A 17,081-nucleotide genomic window follows, 5' to 3' on the forward strand; every position below is an offset into this window, starting at 1 on the left:
CCGACCTATGAACCGTCCCGACCTAGCCATCGTCGTCCTCAACTGGGACGGGCGCAAGCTCCTCGAGGAGTACATCCCCGACCTCGTGGCGCACACACCGCCTGAGGTGGCCGAACTCGTGGTCATAGACAACGGTTCGACAGACGACTCGCTCGCTTACCTGCAGGAGGCTTTCCCGCAAGTCAAGCTCGTTCGTCTATCCGAAAACTACGGCTTCGCAGGGGGCTACAACCGAGGGCTTCGCCAGCTCGACTATCCTTATTATTGTCTCCTCAATAGCGACGTACGTGTCTCGCCCCACTGGTGCGACCGTCCGCTAGCTTTGCTGAGGGAAGGTCTCGCTGCCGTACAACCCAAGCTGCGCAGTGACCGCCAGCCCGAAGCGTTTGAGTACGCTGGCGCTGCTGGTGGAGAGCTAGATCGCTGGGGCTATCCCTACTGCCGGGGTCGCCTCTTTGACACCGTTGAGCTGGATCATGGGCAGTATGACGAGGAGTGCGAGATACTCTGGGCGACAGGCGCCTGCTACTTCGTCAGTGCCGAGGCGTTTTGGCAGGTAGGCGGCTTTGATGAGAGCTTCTTCGCTCACATGGAGGAGATTGATCTGTCGTGGCGGCTCTGGCTCTCGGGCGGTCGTATCCTCTACACCCCCGACAGCGTCGTCTACCATCTCGGAGGAGCTACGCTCGAGATGGGGAGCCCGAGGAAGAGCTACCTCAACTTTCGCAACAACCTCCGCATGCTCTACAAGAACCTCCCCACACGGCATGCTCGCAGGCGCATCCTCCTCTGTCGTCTGCCGCTAGACCTGCTCGCCGCCCTCACCTTCCTCCTCAAGGGACAGCCCCGACACGCCACAGCCGTGCTACGAGCCGTGCGCGACTTCTACCGCACCCGTCGCCAGCTCACTCTCTCCGCCGATCAGCCTTGGTATCAGGGCACAGCGACCCCGCCCATAGCGCATTACTCGCTCCTCTGGCAGTACCACCTCCGTCGCCGGCACACCTACGACCAGCTCCCCTCTTGAGCCTCCTACTTTATTTGCAACAGTCTCACTTTAGGAAGACAAAGTAAACCGCTAAGACAAGGCAGGCGAAAGCGGCTAAGTGGTTCCACTGCAACGGCTCTCCACGAAAGAAGATCACCGAGAAGAGCGTAAAGACCGTAATCGACACCACCTCCTGGATCACCTTGAGTTGCATCAAGCTGAAGGCACCGCCATTGCCGACGTAGCCGTAGCGATTGGCCGGGATCTGAAAGGAGTACTCAAAGAAAGCCAAGCACCAGCTCAGCAGGATCACCAGATAGAGTGGCGTGTGGTCCGTGATGACCCGCATCTGCTCCAGCTTAATGTGTCCGTACCATGCGAAGGTCATAAAGACGTTAGAGACCACCAGCAGAGCGACCGTTAACCAAGGATTCATAGATAAATCTGTAGATAAGACATTACGAGACTGTTGCAAAAGTCTCATTACGGAGTGCAAAGTTAGCAACCTTACCGCACTCTGCGTCTGGTCAAGCAGCGAGCGCGACCGAGTTTGTGGCGCAAAGCCCACCATCCTCGTCCGACGTATCGCACTGTCTTCGTAGCACATACGAGTTCCAAAAACAGTTCCCCTTTTGGAACTTTTTAGTTCCAAGGGAGGAACTCTTTAGTTCCAGCGGAGGAACTTTTCAGTTCCAACGGAGGAACTTTTAGGGGGAAGGGCATTAGGGAGAGGATTGCGGGTAAGTGAATGGAAATGAGAGCGGTTCGCACAATATCTCAGTGGTTTGCACTGCGAGGTAAAGTGCAAAAGAGATGGATTTGAGCAGAAGTTCCGTTACCAAATCGTTAGCCCATTCTCCGAATGGTAACGAAGAGGTAGGAGTAGGTAACTGACGGAAGAGTATTCAGTAAGTGAACACTCCGCAATTGTGGTGCTGTTTTGAGCCGTATGAGATGGAGTTAGAGACTGCTCGCAACCTCTTGGCATTTCCGTTGCAGGATGAAGGGGCAGAACTAAGCCGAAAAATGTTCCTTTTCTCCGTCTTTACAGGCTTGGCATTTGTTGATTTACAAGGGCTACGAGCTTCGCAAATCGAGACGAACAGCGAAGGGAAGCGGTATATTCGCAAGGCAAGACAGAAAACGGAGGTGGAGAGTTTGATTCCCTTGCATCCAATAGCGGAGCAGATACTCGCCCTTTACACGAAGGAGCAGAGCAGAGGAGATTACAAGATATTCCCCGATACAATGAGCGACTGGAAGCTACTCCGTCATCTCAAAGCCGTGAGGTTGGCTTGTGGCATCCGTACTCCGTTGACTTGGCACTGAGCAAGACACACGTTCGGCACGCTAACGCTAGAGGCTGGTGTGCCTATCGAGAGCATCGCTAAGATGATGGGGCATTCGTCTATTGCCAGCACGCAAATCTATGCCCAAGTCACCGACCAGAAGATTTCAAAGGACATGGACAGAGTGACAAAAAAACAGCTGTCAAAGACTTCCTCTTGCTCACAAGAAAGATAGACATAGATAATAATATAGTCAATGATCCTTTTTGTAAAGGACCACTGACTATACCATCATTGGGAGACCTTTGCACAGAGGTCTCGGTCAGCTTTGAAAAGTTATTTAAAGCTGTATTTGGAATACACATCCGTGTCAGACTCTCTATGATATAGAGCCTTACAATCGTCTATAATATCCTCTGTACCAAATCCGTGAATGGCTCGGCCCATTAAGAACGAGACCGTATAGTCGTTCCAGTCTTTGCCTAATGACGATGCTTTCAGCGCTCCTTCATTGAGGTACTTCCACATTTCCGCTTCACTGATGTATTGCAACCAATAACACCATTTTGCCAAGCTCACCAGTCGGCATACGTCCCAAGCATACGTGGAGGTTGTGGTCCGGACTTGAGCCAAATCCGTTTTTAGCCCGTCTGCTATCAAAGTCTGCAGCTCAATAAGTTCCTCGGAAGAACCTCTTTGAGCAAGGACTTCGTCCAATTCCGTACTCTGCTCTAAATTAAGCAGAGCGTTTAGCGTCTCTAGAGCATCTTCCCGACCATTAATGCCCCATTGTTTTTGAAGCCCCGTCTTGTATACATTCATATTATCATCGGTGATAATACTAAGGATGTCCTCACTGCGATAACAAGACAAGATGGCTCCAAATACCAGTAACCTTTTCTTTTCCTCGGTGAGCGGTGTTTGAGGATGAGAAGCCAAAAAGGCTTTCAGATTTTTCTTAGCAAAAAGCCGAGACACGATTTCAAACACGATAAAAGCAATAATCAAGACAGCGACTATTGCCACGATGATTTTCCAGATCATACAAGTATTATTTTGAAGTTAAACATAAGTCTATTATATCATATTTCCTACTTATCCACATGCTTCCCCATCATTTCTTCTACAGAAAGACAGAACCCGATCTCTTGGTAGATTTCAAGCAATAGGTCTTCGTTTAATGATGTTTTCCCGCTAAGGCGAAGAAATCCTTTTGGCATATTGGAGGCATAATAAAATGTATCTCCGCTAAAGGAGAGCATCAAGTCATGAGTAAAGGAACAACGAAGAGCGGTAAGTTTCTTCATCATTGCCGGGGTCAAAATCATACGGGCTTCTACCTCGTCATCGGCATATACGGTAAAGAGACGTTCAAACTCGGGGTCTTCCAAATAAACAAACTTTGCTTTATGTCTCTCCCTCAGTTTTTGTATCGTCAGAGCGAAGTAGCCCAACTTATCCTCCAAATGGTCGGGAAGCAGCATAACAAATCCCCTGCAAGTTCTTGGAAGACGGCAGTAACCAAACATTCCCCTAAAGCTAAACATCGTGCTCTCTACTTGTGCGCCCCACATCGGACTGAAAATCGCCCGATAGAGGAGCCTAAAGGATCTCCATGGTTTAGTATTCTGTTCATTTGTTGCGGTTACTCCTATATCGGCTATTGTCAATGCTTGATGCTGATTTGGGAAACTCAATGCACCGTAACTTGCCACTTGCAAAGTACCCTCCGACCTATTGGGGGGTCCGAATAGTCTGCTTGCCCGAATATCGGACACCTTTACTTCTTTTGTCGGAGAATAATTTGCATCCGGAAATAGCTGGTTGATAATTTGCCCCATTACTTTTTCCTCTTTCTGCTTCAGTACATTTAGGCATAAAGAGAACAGCGTATTGAGGACCACAAAGGCGACAAAGAATATGACGACATACGTTGCCGTTATTTGTGAGGTTTCATAATTGCCAGCATCGACGATATACCTTCCGAATATAGTGAATGCAAGCCAAAGCAGAGCCAAAGGGTAAACGGAATAAATGAGAAGCCTAACAATCTTACGCCACATGGCTATGTGGGTTAGTTGCCCTCTCATTTGTTGAGCGACAATCTTGAAGTCAATCAAGTGGTCTTCTTTCATCAATTATCCGAAAATCTCCTTGATATGAATGTCGCCCAACTCACTTTCAGGAATTCGTATCAATGCTTCTTTCCCAAGATGTTTTCTTGAAGCGATGTATGAAGACGGGAACATTTCTACGGCATTGTTGTAATCCGTTACGGTTGCGTTATAAGTTCGGCGTATAGCCTGCAATTCGTTCTCCATATCCGTTATCTGATATTGGAGATAGACAAACTGCTCATTGGCTTTGAGATCCGGATTACTCTCAACAACGGCCTTAACTTGTTTGAGAAGAGCGGAGATTTCTGTCCCGTCCTTGATTTGTTCTGCTTCGGGGGCTCCGTCTGCTCGAGACCTTAGTTCGGCTATGCGGGTAAGGATTTCATTTTCGTGTCCCATATACGCTTTAAGAGATGCCACCAAATTGGGTATAAGGTCATTTCTCTGCTTGAGTGCCACACAAATGCCACTCCGGCATTGTTCCACCCTGTTTTTCTTGGCAATGAGATTATTAGAGGTGATTATACCCCAAATCAGTATAAGCACAGCTATTGCGATAAGGACACTCCCAGCAATTATTGATGCAGTCATACAAATTCGCTTGTCTCAACGATTATTTCTTAGTACTCTTGTCGTCTTCATAGTGGCGTCGTACTCTTTCCATACCCCCGAACGTTCTCCATCGGCATACTGTCCCTCTACAACCAAAATCGGATTTCCGTTGCGCAAAACTTCTTCTTTGTACGCCCCATGTAGCACGCCCATGCGATAAGTTCGTGTGACTTTGCTTTCAACGCCATCTCCCTGTTTCGTGAGTTTCCACTCGACCCCGTCTTTCTTCCCATTCACCCAACGGGTCTCAAGTATTTGAGCACCGTTTTGGCTGTCATACCGCTTCTCAAAGCCGTTTTCCACACCTTCCTGGTATTCTTTCTCCAAATCCAAACGACCGTCTTTGAAATAGGTTTTTACACAGCCATCGATTTTGCCCTTCTTCATAGGGGTAATCTTGCTGACAGTTTTGCCGTCTTGGTAGTACTCCGTGAACACCCCATTTCTTTTCCCCTGGTCATACGCTCCCGTTTCTCTCAGTACACCATCCCGATAGCGGTGGTACTTGCCATCCATCAGTCCGTTAGAAAAGGAAATAGTCTCTTCGTCAAGCTCCCGCTTGATACGCCACTCTCCCTGCAAGGGTTTTCGGCTGTCCTTTTCGAAATAAACTGTCGTATTGTTTTCGCCCGATAGGGGTAAGAGTTCATCGCTTAGAATCACCTTTTGAGCCGATACCGAAAGGCTCAGCAACAGCGAGAAGAAAAAGAGAATATATCGATTCATATTATAATAGAATGCCCAATTATTTAATTGGTTACTTTTGCTTCATTGCCTGTTTAATAAACGTGAAACTATCTGCTTCGCTTCCTTTGTCCTTTGTTGCTTTAAGTTTCTCTGCTCTCGAGCATATAAGAAAATATCCTGCCTCTTTTATCAAGAGGCAAGAGCATACACAGATACTCAATGGCAAAGATAGAGTTTTTTTTGCGATACTCTGACCAAAACAATGGATAAAAACAAAGGAAGACCTACATCATTACCGATGAAGGTTTCTGTTGACATAGTTCTCACTCAGTATTCTGTTTATGTCTGAGAGCCGATAGAGGATTTTCCCTGCGATTTGGGTGTAAGGGATAATGCCCTTATCCCGATAGTCTTGCAGGGTACGAGGGGAAAGGAACAGTCTCTCGCAAACCTCCCGTCCTGTGAGATAGATTTCACCTTCAAAAAGAGGACGATGAGTTTGAGCCATGCTTCTCACTCGATTCGTCAAACCTTTAATGCCAGAGATGAGTTGCTTCATCTCTGGTGTTTCTTTATTGATAGTTTCGTACTCCATAGTCGTTAACCTTTACGAGTATTAGAGTTAGCGAGGAGAGCTTCCACATCCTCACGCTTGTAATAGCATTTATGTCCGATTTGGATAAAGGGCAGCACAGACGAGTCCCGATAGTGCTGCAATGTTCGCTTAGTGATGTTCAGTATTCGGCATACATCCCCATTGAAGACTGTTGCAATTCTCTCGGCTAAAGTGTATCTTTGTCATAGTGTAAACAGAACTCTAAATACTATGGCAACGATATACGACTTCACCGTCCTGACCTCTCAAGGCGAGCCGCTAGACTTAGCGAGCCTACGCGGCAAAGTGCTCCTCATCGTCAATACCGCTAGCAAGTGTGGCTACACGCCTCAACTGGCTGGGCTCGAGGAGCTGTACAAGCAGTACCACGACCAGGGGCTCGTCCTACTGGGCTTCCCCTGCAATCAGTTTGGCGGGCAAGACCCCGGCACCGACGAGGAGATACGCAACTTCTGTCAGGTCAACTACGGCGTCACCTTCCCGATCATGCAAAAGGTAGAGGTCAACGGTCCCCACGCTCACCCGCTCTTCAAGCTCCTCAAGGAGGAGACGAGCCAAGACTCAGACCTGCCAGTCAAGCCGATACAGTGGAACTTCAACAAGTTTCTCATCTCCCGTGACGGCACCGAGATAACCCGCTACGGATCGGCTAAGCTCCCGAAGAACTTAGCCAAGGATATTGAAGCTCTCCTCTAATCCACAACTAAAGCTATGTTCGACTCTCCCATCTACTTCTGGCTCATCGCTGGGCTACTCCTTCTCTTCATTGAGTTGCTTACGCCCGGCTTCGTCGTAGCCTGCTTTGGCATAGGAGCTTTGCTGGCGATCCTGCCCGCAGCCCTCGGCGCCTCGATCACTTGGCAGGTGATTACCTTTTGCATTGGGTCGATCCTCGCCCTTTTGCTCCTGCGTCCTATGGTTCGCCGCCTCAGTCGCAACAAAGAGACCGCTCGCACAGGCGTTGAGGCGCTCTACGGGCGCACGGCTCGTGTCACTGAGTGCATAGACGCTAGTCGAGAGACGGGTCGCATCGCTGTGGACGGGGACAACTGGCGCGCCCGCACGGTCGCTCCCGACATGGTCATCCCACGTGGCGAGATGGTCCGCATCGTCAGCAATGACAGCATCGTCATGATCGTCGAACCGATCACACCAACAACCGAATAACAACCCCAAACACTACAAATATGGAAGCATCCCTCATCGTACTGGGCGTACTCGTCCTGCTCGTCATCTACATCATTGCCAAGGGTCTGGTCATCGTCCAGCAGTCTGAGACGATGATCGTGGAGCGTCTCGGGCGCTATCTCAAGACCCTCCCCTCGGGTATCAACCTGATCATTCCTTTCATTGATAAGCCACGCCCTATGGTTTGGCGTATCACAGCTTCATCCAGCAAGGGGGGCACGCTCGTACGCTTTATCAATACTGACCGCATCGACCTGCGAGAGAATGTCTACGACTTCGCCCGTCAGAGCGTCATCACCCGTGACAACGTTGTCACTGAGATCAATGCGGTTCTTTACTTCCAAATCGTCGAGCCACTCAAAGCGGTCTACGAGATCTCTAACCTCCCCGTAGCTATCGAGATGCTCACGCAGACCTCGCTGCGTAACGTGATTGGTGAGATGGATCTCGACGAGACGCTCACCAGCCGTGACACGATCAATAGCAAGCTGCGCGACATCCTAGACGAGGCGACGAATAAGTGGGGTGTCAAGGTAAACCGCGTGGAGCTGCAAGACATCAACCCACCTCGAGACATACGCGATGCGATGGAAAAGCAGATGCGTGCCGAGCGTGATAAGCGTGCTCAGGTACTCACCGCTGAGGGTCAGAAGGAAGCTATGATCCGTGAGTCTGAGGGTCGTATGACTGAGTCGGTCAACCATGCCGAGGGTGAGAAGAAAGCGCAGATCCTCGCTGCCGAGGCTGACGCTCGTGCTACCATCCTTCGTGCAGAGGCTGAGGCAGAGGCTATCGAGCGCATCACCTCCGCAGTCGCCAGCACGGGCAGCAATCCTACTCAGTACCTTATAGCGATGCGCTATCTAGACACGCTCGAGAAGATTGGCCGCAACAGCTCCGACAAGACGCTCTTCCTCCCCTACGAGGCGACAGGCATCCTCTCCGCCCTCGGTGGCATCAAGGAAGTCTCCGCCAGCGAGGTGGGCAACCTCCTCACCAAGGTCGGCAAGCACTAGCCCCGCCTTGGTAGCGTATGCCATAGATGCCTAGCAAACTCACACGAAGCGTATGAGCAAGGTCTCAATACGATTCATCTAAAGACTAAACTCAAGAGCGAGGAGCGTGAACTGGTTAGTGCCACTAACCAGTTGAAACTCCTCGCTCCCGATGGGGCAGATGCCACAAGCTTGAGAGGTCTACTACACGCTGCGCTTACGGATAAGGTAAACGATAGAGCGACTTTTATGAAGGGGATCGACTACTCGTATTATTATGAGCAAGAAGACTGAGCCCCCCAAGATAAAGATTGACATTAAGGATTGCAACAGAAACGGACGCACAGACGTGTAACCCTTTGTAGGGACGCACGGCTCGTGCGTCCGTCCCCGTTAAAGCCTTGATGCTGTAACCTTTGACACAACGGACGCACGACCGTGCGTCCCTACATATCGCTACTCGTAAGATTAGCAAAGGCTAGGACTACAAACCATTTGATCATACAAGTAAAGAACACCCACACTATGAGCAACACAGAGCAGATAGCCCACGTAAGGGCTCTAGAGGATGGCTCCTACGAGACGCAACCTCTACTAGATCATCTACACGGAGTGGCGGAGCTGGCGCAGAGCTACGCTGAGCACATCACCGATTACCCAGAGCTTGGCGAGATTGGTTACCTGCTGGGTCTCCTGCACGACTTGGGTAAGTACCAGGAGGGCTTCCAGCAATACATACGTCAGCAGTCCGGTTTAGACCCAACACTCAACGGGTGGCGCACCCCGCACAGCCCCGCAGGAGCACGTTACGCCTACGACTTAAAGCAGGTGGGCGGTAATCAGCAGCTTCTCAAGATCCTCTCGCTCTGCATCGGGGCTCACCACCGAGGGCTCTACGATGACTCCGAGTGGCGAGGACAAGTTGTCAGTTCTAGTGATACCAAGAGAGCAGTAGCGAACTTGGTCAAGGGACTCCAACCTGAGGCGAGCCAGCTTGAAGAGCTTCTTCACAAAGCCTCTCTGGACAAGGCTGCTGCGGTGTGGAACGAGCAATACCAAGAAGACTACCAGCTGCTGATCCGTATGCTTTTCTCCTGTTTGGTAGACGCTGACTTCCTCGACACGGAGCGGTTTATGTCTCCCGACAAGAGCCTTGTTCGTCAGAGTGCTAAAGCTTCGCTAGAGCAGATGCGCGCTCAGCTAGAGGAGTATGTGTCGCACTTCAACCGTGAGGGGCGGATCAATGAGGCGCGAGCAGCCTTCCTCGACCAATGTCGCAACCATGGGCGCACGGCTAAGCGAAGGATCTACTCGCTCACGCTTCCTACAGGTGCAGGCAAGACGGTCTCCTCGATGATGTGGGCTCTGGAGCATGCCATAGCGCAGGGGTGTGAGCGCATCATCTATGTCATCCCCTACACTTCGATCATCACCCAGACAGCGGAAACCTTTAGGGACATCTTTGGGGCGGATCAAGTGCTAGAGCATCACTCTGATGTAGATGCCAAGGAGCGAGCTGACGAAGCTCTGGAGTACACCAAGCTCATGACGGAAAACTGGGATGTGCCGCTCGTGGTGACGACCAACGTGCAGTTCTTCGAGTCGCTCTACGCTCATCGTGTGAGTCGCTGTCGCAAGCTACACAACATTTGCAATTCGGTCGTTGTCTTTGACGAGGTGCAGATGTTTCCCCCTCGGCTGCTCAACCCAATCCTGCGTGTGGTGGAGAGTCTGCACTACGCCTTCCGTGTGGAGCCTCTCTTCTGTACCGCTACGCTACCAGTCTTTGACAAAGACATCCTATCAGACAGCAAGCGGATCGGCCATGAGTTCTTCTTCCTTGAGGAGCCCATTCAGGAGGTCGTACCTTATGATGCTGAGCGCTTTGCGCCCTTTGACAAGGTTCGCTACCATTGGGACCCGCTTCGGCTCTCTACGGAGGAGCTGGCCGAGCGGTTGGGCGAGCACGAGAGCTTCCTCTGTATCGTGAGCAGTCGTGACGATGCGGCTCGTCTCTATGCGGCTCTGCAAGCTCAAGACAAGTCAGGCGAGGGGCTGATACATCTCTCACGAAGGATGTGCTCGGCGCACATTCAGAAGCGCATAGAGGAGATACGCCGTCGCCTGAAGGCTGGCGAGCCAGTGCGTGTCGTCAGTACACCGTTGGTCGAGGCTGGTGTAGACCTAGACTTCCCCGTGGTCTACCGAGCGATGGCGGGTTTAGACTCAGTCATGCAGGCCGCTGGGCGGTGCAATCGTGAGGGGCGTATGGCAGAGCCTGGCGAGGTCTACATTTTTCTCCTTGCTGATGGGACGGACATCCCAGGTGAGATGAGCTGGGCGCAAGGTGCCCTGGAGGATCTGCTTGATCGGCTGTCTGAGCAGGGAGCTCCACAGAGAGGCGAGATCGAGCGCTACTACCAGGCATTCTATAATGATGTCGACTGCTTCGACAACAAGAAGACCAAGGAGAAAGATAAAAGGGTCTCCAGACTGCTTTGGGATGTGGATGATAAGCGATGTGAGGGGCTACGCTTCGAGTATGAGACAGCGAGCCAGAACTTCAGATACATCGAGAATCAGGATACCCCGATCGTTATACCCTATGGCGATGCGGGGAGAGCGATCATCAAGAAGCTCCAAAACAACCTTCCGCTGACACGACAGGAGTACCGACAAATGAATCGTCTTACCGTTGGTCTAAAACGAAAAGATTGTTTAACTTTGAGGGGAAGCATCTCAGCGAGTGAGAACGGCATCGCTTATCTAACCGATGATAAGCTCTACAGCACGGAGACTGGGATACAGATAATCGATCAGACATCAACATTCATGACAGCATAAACATATGGAAGAGTATATAGATAAGGAGTACTGCCTGCGTGTGCGTGGTCCTTTCGCTTGCTTTACACGCCCCGAGATGAAGGTGGAGCGTGTCAGCTATGATGTGATCACGCCCAGTGCAGCGCGCGCCATCTTTCAGGCGATCTACTGGAAGCCCGCCATACGTTGGGAGATCACTAAGATAGAGGTGCTAGCTCCGATCAAGCGGTTTACCATCAAGCGAAACGAGGTGGCCTCTATCATGAGCAAAGGAAGTACAGGCATCAACGTTTCAGAGGATCGCAGACAGCGTGCCTCCTACATCTTGCGTGACGTAGACTATCGGATCTATGCTAAGATGGTCTACATCCCCGTCAGAAACCGCTCAGCTAGTTGTCAGAAGCACTACAACGAGGAGTACAACGAAGCCGAGCGTAAAGCGGAGAACCCAAGAAAGTACCAAGAGATATTCGAGCGCAGAGCCAAGGCTGGGCAGTGCTTCATGATGCCTTACCTAGGGTGTCGTGAGTTCACTTGCGCCTTTGAGTATGTGGACCTAGAGCATGGGGAAACATCCCTAGAGCCCAAGCCTATCCCTGAGAGTCGCGACCTGAGCATCATGCTCTACGACATGGACTTCGAGCGGGATAGGAAGAATCCCCCAGCCATGTTTTATCATCCGCAAATGACCGAGGGTGTCATCACCGTCCCCCCGATGGATAGTAATGAGATACTGAGATGATCCTACAAGCACTATACAACTACTACGAAGCGATGCGCAAGGCACATCGCATTGCTACCCCTGGACTAGAGGTCAAGCCCATTCGCTGGGTCATCGTCATTCGCGAAGATGGCACCTTCGTCAGACTAAAAGACCTCAAAGATCCAAGTGACAAGAAGAGCAAGGGGCAGGACTATCTAGTTCCAGCTGGACTAAAGCGTAGCGGCAAGTGTCCACCCGCACAACCCTTTTGGGACAATCGCAAGTATATCCTAGGGTATGAAGAGAGTGCCGAGGGGGTGTCACCCAGCACGGACCGTCTAGAGGAATTCAAGCGGGTTATGTCAGAGATCGCTGAGCACTATCCAGACAATGCCAGCTTTAAAGCGGTCTGTCGCTTCTACGACCACTACCTCGGAGCCGAGACGCCTCTCCCCGAAGAGGCTCAGACCGAGCGCATCTTAGCATCAGACTGGATGACCTTCCAGCTACAAGGTGACACAGAGCTTCTAGCCACACAAGAGGATGCGTACGACCTTGCCGCTCAAGCCTACAGTACGGAGGACAATCTTGGGCGATGCCTCATCACGGGAGAGGAAAAGCCCCTAGCAGCCTTTCATGCTCGGATTGTAGCTCCAGGCTCGCAGGCGGGAGCCACGATAGCCAGCTTCAACGATCCAGCCTACCTTTCCTATGGCAAGAAGCAGGGCGAGAATGCGCCGATATCTAAGTACGCCTCCTTTGCCCATACCACGGCTCTCAACGACTTGCTCCGCAATGAGCAGACACGCTACACGCTCGGAGACATCAGCTATGTCTTTTGGAATTCGGATCTTGACGATCCTAGTATCAACGAGACCTTTCGCACCGTAACCTTCGAAGGAGTAAGGAATGACGAAACTCAAGAGCAATCCGACACAGACGATGAGCAGCCTAAGCGAAGAGGTAAGAGTAAAAAGAAAGCCCCGAGCCCAACTCAGGACACTTACAAAGTACTTGAGCAGTTCAAAGCTATCCGTGGTAACCGTGGTCAAGGAGAGCATTGGGAAGACGAGCGACAGTTTTACGTCCTCGGACTGACAGCGGGCGGACGCATCACCATCAAGTATTGGCAGCAGGGGACTGTGTCCGAGATCTTCGACAGAGTCTACCAGCATCTCGTCGATATGAACATCATCAGCTGGACTGGCAACGTGGACGAGGAGAACCCGCCCCTACGCTCACTTTATGGCATCGTTAAGAGTGTCTCCACACCCTCCAAGTCGAGCACCTTCGCCACGAACCTTGTGCAGAGCATCGTCGAGAGCATCCTCAGTGGCAATCCCTATCCGATGACCCTCCAGCAGGCCTGCGTCAACCGCATCACGCAGGAGCGCACAGTCTCCGAGCTACGAGCGGCCATTCTCAAGGGCTGCATCAACCGCAAAGCAAGAATATACAAACATCTAAAAGAACTAGATATGGCTTTAGACAAGCAAAACGACAACATCGCCTACCTCGCCGGACGCCTCTTTGCCGTCCTCGAGCAGATCCAGCAGGCTTCACTAGGCAAAGGGGTCAATGCGACCATACGAGATCGCTTTTACGCTAGCGCCTCCACTCGCCCTAACATGGTGATGGGACGACTCATCGCACTGTCCAACCACCACCTGAGCAAGCTACGCAAGGAGAAGCCTGGATTAGCAGTAAACCTCGAGAAGCTCCTCGGAGAGATCTTCGCCTTGATCCCATCTGAGGCGCCCACATTCCCCGCGACCTTCTCGCTAGATGAGCAGAGCCTCTTTGCCGTAGGCTACTATCATCAGAAAGTTGATACCTATAGGAAGGAAGAGACAACCAACCCAACAGAAGAAACAGAACAATAACCCATATAATCATGTTACAGAATAGATATGACTTCATCCTACTCTTTGATGTCAAGGATGGCAATCCCAATGGAGACCCTGATGGTGGCAACCTGCCCCGCGTAGACCCTGAGACTGGCGAGGGACTCGTCACGGATGTGTGTATCAAGCGCAAGGTGCGCAACTACATACAGATGGCGACTGACCAAGGGATCTTCGTCAGAGAGAACTCTGTCCTCAATGACTCCATCAATGCGGCTGTCGAAGAGGCTACAGGCAAGGATGCTAAGACGAAAAACGCCTCAGACCGTGACAAGGCTCGCGCCCTCATGTGTCAGAAGTATTACGACATACGTGCTTTCGGAGCTGTCCTCTCCACGGGCAACAATGCTGGTCAGGTGCGTGGTCCCATTCAGCTAACCTTCGCACGCTCCATTGATCCGATCTTCCCCCACGAGCATACCATCACACGTATGGCTGCCACAGATGCTAAGGAGCAAAAGGCCAACGAAGAGGCTGACGACAAGGGCGGCAACCGCACCATGGGGCGCAAAGCCACCGTGCCCTACGGACTATATAAGATGTATGGCTTCGTGACGCCACACTTTGCCGAGGACACAGGCTTCACGGAAGATGACTTGAATCGCTTCTGGGAGGCACTCCAGAATATGTTTGACCTAGATCACTCCGCAGCCCGTGGACTTATGAGCCTGCAGAAGTTGATCATCTTCAAGCATGACTCGCCTCTGGGCAATGCGCCTGCGCACAAGCTCTTCGAGCGTGTCTCCGTAGCACGGCGTGAGGGACTCACGGGTCCCGCACGCGACTTCTCCGACTACACCGTCCAGATCGATCGCAACGGACTCCAGGGAGTCGAGGTCATCGAGCTCGTCTAGCCCGCTTTACACGAAAGTTCCTTCCGTAGCGCACTCCACTACGGCAGGGGCTTTTCTCTAAAACGACCTTCTTCCCCATGAGACGCTACAGCGACGAAGAGCTACTGACAATCTCCGAGATACAGCACTACTGCTTCTGTCCACGTCAGTGGCAACTGATCACCCTAGAGCAACTATGGCACGACAACCACCTCACAGCGCTAGGGCAGATCCTGCACAAGCGTGTGGACCAACCTGAGCTGAGCGCTCGCGTGGGAGACACGATCACGATGAGGCGAGTGCCACTCGTCTCCTACACTTTAGGGCTATACGGGCTATCCGACGCAGTGGAGTTGACCCCGCTACGGGATCATAGCCTAAGCCCCTTCCGACATCCTAAGTATCCAGGGGCGTGGCAGGCGACTCCTGTCGAATATAAGCGTGGCAAGCCTAAAACTCACCTCGCTGACAAACTGCAGCTCTGCGCTCAGGTCATAGCCCTTGAAGAGCTGTACCAAGTCTCTATTCCCTGCGGTGCACTCTACTATGGAGAGACACGGCATCGCCTGCAGGTCAAGATGGACGACGCCTTGCGGACAGCGTGCTACGAGGTGGCACGTAAGATGCACGAGGCCTTTGCGCAGCGCACGCCTATACCAGCGCACTACACCCGTCAGTGCCGCTCCTGCTCTCTCCTCGATGAGTGCATGCCTCGCATCGCATCACACCGATCGGCCAGGAGCTACCTAAAGCATCACGACATACTCACCTTATGAGAAAGCTACTCAACACCCTCTATATTCTTACGCCCAATGTCTACCTGCTCAAGGACGGCACCAATGTCGTGGCACGCGTAGATGGCGAAGAGACCTTTCGCATACCAATACACAACCTCGAGGGAATCATCACATTCTCCTATATGGGTGCTTCGCCTGGGCTGATGCAGCTCTGCGTGCAGGAGGGTGTTAAGCTCACATTCCTCACACCCACAGGTCGCTATATAGGTTCGCTAGAGGGTTCCACGAGGGGCAACGTCCTCCTGAGACGTACCCAGTACCGCATCGCTGACGACGAACCAGCTGCGACTCACTTCGCCGCACTATTTATCTCGGCCAAGATAGCCAACCAGCGATCGGTGTTGAGCAGATATGTGAGAGATTACCACCCGACAGAGGGCGTGGAGGCAACCTTTCAAGAGGCACTCAGCCAGCTCAAAACTTTGCAGAAAAGCTTAGCCTACAAGCGTGACCGCATGGCCGTTATGGGCGTAGAGGGCTTAGCGGCGCAGCAGTACTTTGTCCTCTTTCACCACCTCATAAGGCGACCAGAGTTCACCTTCGAGGGACGATCCCGACGACCGCCTCGCGATGAGACCAATGCGTTGCTCTCGTTCTTCTACACTATCCTCGCCCACGAGGTCACGGCAGCGCTGGAGACCGTAGGGTTGGACCCATACGTGGGCTTCCTCCATACGGACAGACCAGGCAGAGCAAGCCTTGCCCTAGACCTTATGGAGGAGCTTCGCGCCTACATCGTGGATCGCTTCGTCCTGACTGTCATCAACAAACGACAAGTAGCCCCCTCAGACTTCATCACCCAGGGCGAAAATGGCTACATCCTCAGAGACGAACCCCGCAAAGAGCTCCTAGCCGCTTGGCAACAACGCAAGCGAGAAGAGATCACGCACCCTTTCCTCCAGGAGCGTATACCGATAGGACTACTCCCCTATGCTCAGGCGCTACTCCTAGCCCGATGCCTCCGAGGAGACCTCGACGACTACCCTGTCTTCCTAATCCAAAGCTGATGTACCTACTTGTTACCTACGATGTAAACACCGCCTCACCAGACGGGGCTAAGCGACTCCGCCAAGTGGCGAAGATATGCCAAAACTACGGCCAGCGTGTCCAAAACTCGGTCTTCGAGTGCCTCGTCTCTCCTGCCCAAAGGGTCGAACTAGAGGCTACTCTCACGGACACGATCAACCTCTCGAGCGACTCCCTGCGCATCTACCACCTCGGCACCAATTACCAATCTAAGATCACCACCATTGGCAAAACAAAAGGCGTAGATCCTGAGGGCGTGCTACTCATTTAGCGGTCCGACTCGTTCGCTCTTGTACACCTCTGCGAATGCCAAGCGATCAGTGAAAAGGCACACTATTCGCATACGCTGATATCCAAGCACATACCTACTCGCAACCACCTCCAACACGACGAATACGCCTGCTCTTAGTCTCCCATTCGCAGTTCATCATCGTCTAATCCTCAACTAATGCGTACCTTTGGGCATCGCAGTCGCACCCCACACGGGGTGCGTGAATTGAAAC

At 51.9% G+C, this 17,081-nt stretch carries 17 protein-coding genes and 3 pseudogenes; 13 read left to right on the forward strand and 7 right to left on the reverse strand.

The window, feature by feature from the left end:
• Window positions 1-7: 7 nt before the first annotated feature.
• A complete protein-coding gene (locus tag L215_RS0108990) occupies window positions 8-1,027 on the forward strand; it encodes a glycosyltransferase family 2 protein (protein WP_025883148.1) in 1,020 nt (339 codons plus the stop codon).
• Between the two features lie 25 nt (window positions 1,028-1,052).
• Here L215_RS0108990 and L215_RS0108995 read toward each other — a convergent pair whose 3' ends face one another.
• A complete protein-coding gene (locus tag L215_RS0108995; RefSeq protein ID WP_025883149.1) occupies window positions 1,053-1,424 on the reverse strand; it encodes a DMT family protein in 372 nt (123 codons plus the stop codon).
• Between the two features lie 542 nt (window positions 1,425-1,966).
• Between L215_RS0108995 and L215_RS10180 the strand changes: the two are divergent.
• Window positions 1,967-2,512 (forward strand): annotated as a pseudogene (locus tag L215_RS10180) (site-specific integrase); the annotation flags it as partial.
• A gap of 101 nt (window positions 2,513-2,613) precedes the next feature.
• Here L215_RS10180 and L215_RS0109005 read toward each other — a convergent pair.
• The 6 genes and pseudogenes from L215_RS0109005 to L215_RS10000 form a co-directional block, all read right to left on the reverse strand.
• Window positions 2,614-3,321 (reverse strand): DUF1266 domain-containing protein, encoded by a 708-nt coding sequence (locus tag L215_RS0109005; protein WP_025883150.1) that lies wholly within the window; start codon window positions 3,319-3,321, stop codon window positions 2,614-2,616.
• 47 nt (window positions 3,322-3,368) lie between these two features.
• A complete protein-coding gene (locus L215_RS0109010; protein ID WP_025883151.1) occupies window positions 3,369-4,412 on the reverse strand; it encodes a DUF3137 domain-containing protein in 1,044 nt (347 codons plus the stop codon).
• A 3-nt stretch (window positions 4,413-4,415) separates the two neighbouring features.
• A complete protein-coding gene (locus tag L215_RS0109015) occupies window positions 4,416-4,985 on the reverse strand; it encodes a LemA family protein (RefSeq protein WP_018027751.1) in 570 nt (189 codons plus the stop codon).
• A 15-nt stretch (window positions 4,986-5,000) separates the two neighbouring features.
• Window positions 5,001-5,732: a toxin-antitoxin system YwqK family antitoxin gene (locus L215_RS0109020; protein WP_025883153.1), complete on the reverse strand. Its 732-nt coding sequence runs from the start codon at window positions 5,730-5,732 to the stop codon at window positions 5,001-5,003.
• Window positions 5,733-5,985: 253 nt separating this feature from the next.
• Entirely contained in the window at window positions 5,986-6,288 is a 303-nt protein-coding gene (locus L215_RS0109025) for a helix-turn-helix domain-containing protein (protein WP_027451674.1), read from the reverse strand.
• A gap of 5 nt (window positions 6,289-6,293) precedes the next feature.
• Window positions 6,294-6,452: pseudogene (locus tag L215_RS10000) on the reverse strand (helix-turn-helix domain-containing protein); the annotation flags it as partial.
• Between the two features lie 67 nt (window positions 6,453-6,519).
• Between L215_RS10000 and L215_RS0109030 the strand changes: the two are divergent.
• The 11 genes and pseudogenes from L215_RS0109030 to cas2 all read left to right on the forward strand — a co-directional run bounded on the left by L215_RS0109030 (window position 6,520) and on the right by cas2 (window position 16,849).
• On the forward strand, window positions 6,520-7,005 hold the full coding sequence (locus tag L215_RS0109030) for a glutathione peroxidase (protein ID WP_025883156.1): 486 nt from the start codon (window positions 6,520-6,522) through the stop codon (window positions 7,003-7,005).
• 15 nt (window positions 7,006-7,020) lie between these two features.
• Window positions 7,021-7,476, forward strand: coding sequence for an NfeD family protein (locus L215_RS0109035; protein ID WP_025883157.1), 456 nt, complete (start codon window positions 7,021-7,023; stop codon window positions 7,474-7,476).
• Between the two features lie 20 nt (window positions 7,477-7,496).
• The gene (locus L215_RS0109040; protein ID WP_007364817.1) at window positions 7,497-8,513 is read left to right on the forward strand and encodes an SPFH domain-containing protein; all 1,017 of its coding nucleotides are present in this window, start codon (window positions 7,497-7,499) and stop codon (window positions 8,511-8,513) included.
• A 156-nt stretch (window positions 8,514-8,669) separates the two neighbouring features.
• Window positions 8,670-8,786: pseudogene (locus L215_RS10450) on the forward strand (cell filamentation protein Fic); the annotation flags it as partial.
• 231 nt (window positions 8,787-9,017) lie between these two features.
• Window positions 9,018-11,336: a CRISPR-associated helicase/endonuclease Cas3 gene (locus L215_RS0109045; protein ID WP_025883159.1), complete on the forward strand. Its 2,319-nt coding sequence runs from the start codon at window positions 9,018-9,020 to the stop codon at window positions 11,334-11,336.
• 4 nt (window positions 11,337-11,340) lie between these two features.
• Entirely contained in the window at window positions 11,341-12,057 is a 717-nt protein-coding gene (gene cas5c, locus L215_RS0109050) for a type I-C CRISPR-associated protein Cas5c (RefSeq protein WP_025883160.1), read from the forward strand.
• Window positions 12,054-13,901 carry a type I-C CRISPR-associated protein Cas8c/Csd1 gene (cas8c, locus tag L215_RS0109055; RefSeq protein ID WP_025883162.1) on the forward strand — a complete coding sequence of 616 codons (1,848 nt, stop codon included), beginning with the start codon at window positions 12,054-12,056 and terminating at the stop codon, window positions 13,899-13,901. The genes cas5c and cas8c overlap by 4 nt, the downstream gene beginning before the upstream one ends.
• Before the next feature lie 11 nt (window positions 13,902-13,912).
• Window positions 13,913-14,776, forward strand: coding sequence for a type I-C CRISPR-associated protein Cas7/Csd2 (cas7c, locus tag L215_RS0109060; protein WP_025883163.1), 864 nt, complete (start codon window positions 13,913-13,915; stop codon window positions 14,774-14,776).
• Between the two features lie 77 nt (window positions 14,777-14,853).
• Window positions 14,854-15,531, forward strand: a complete 678-nt coding sequence (gene cas4 / locus L215_RS0109065) for a CRISPR-associated protein Cas4 (protein ID WP_025883164.1) — start codon at window positions 14,854-14,856, stop codon at window positions 15,529-15,531.
• A complete protein-coding gene (cas1c, locus tag L215_RS0109070) occupies window positions 15,528-16,559 on the forward strand; it encodes a type I-C CRISPR-associated endonuclease Cas1c (protein WP_025883165.1) in 1,032 nt (343 codons plus the stop codon). The genes cas4 and cas1c overlap by 4 nt, the downstream gene beginning before the upstream one ends.
• The gene (gene cas2, locus L215_RS0109075) at window positions 16,559-16,849 is read left to right on the forward strand and encodes a CRISPR-associated endonuclease Cas2 (RefSeq protein ID WP_025883166.1); all 291 of its coding nucleotides are present in this window, start codon (window positions 16,559-16,561) and stop codon (window positions 16,847-16,849) included. The genes cas1c and cas2 overlap by 1 nt, the downstream gene beginning before the upstream one ends.
• Window positions 16,850-17,081: the final 232 nt, after the last annotated feature.

This window comes from Porphyromonas uenonis DSM 23387 = JCM 13868 (assembly GCF_000482365.1).
In the GTDB taxonomy this organism is placed as follows: Bacteria; Bacteroidota; Bacteroidia; order Bacteroidales; family Porphyromonadaceae; genus Porphyromonas; species Porphyromonas uenonis.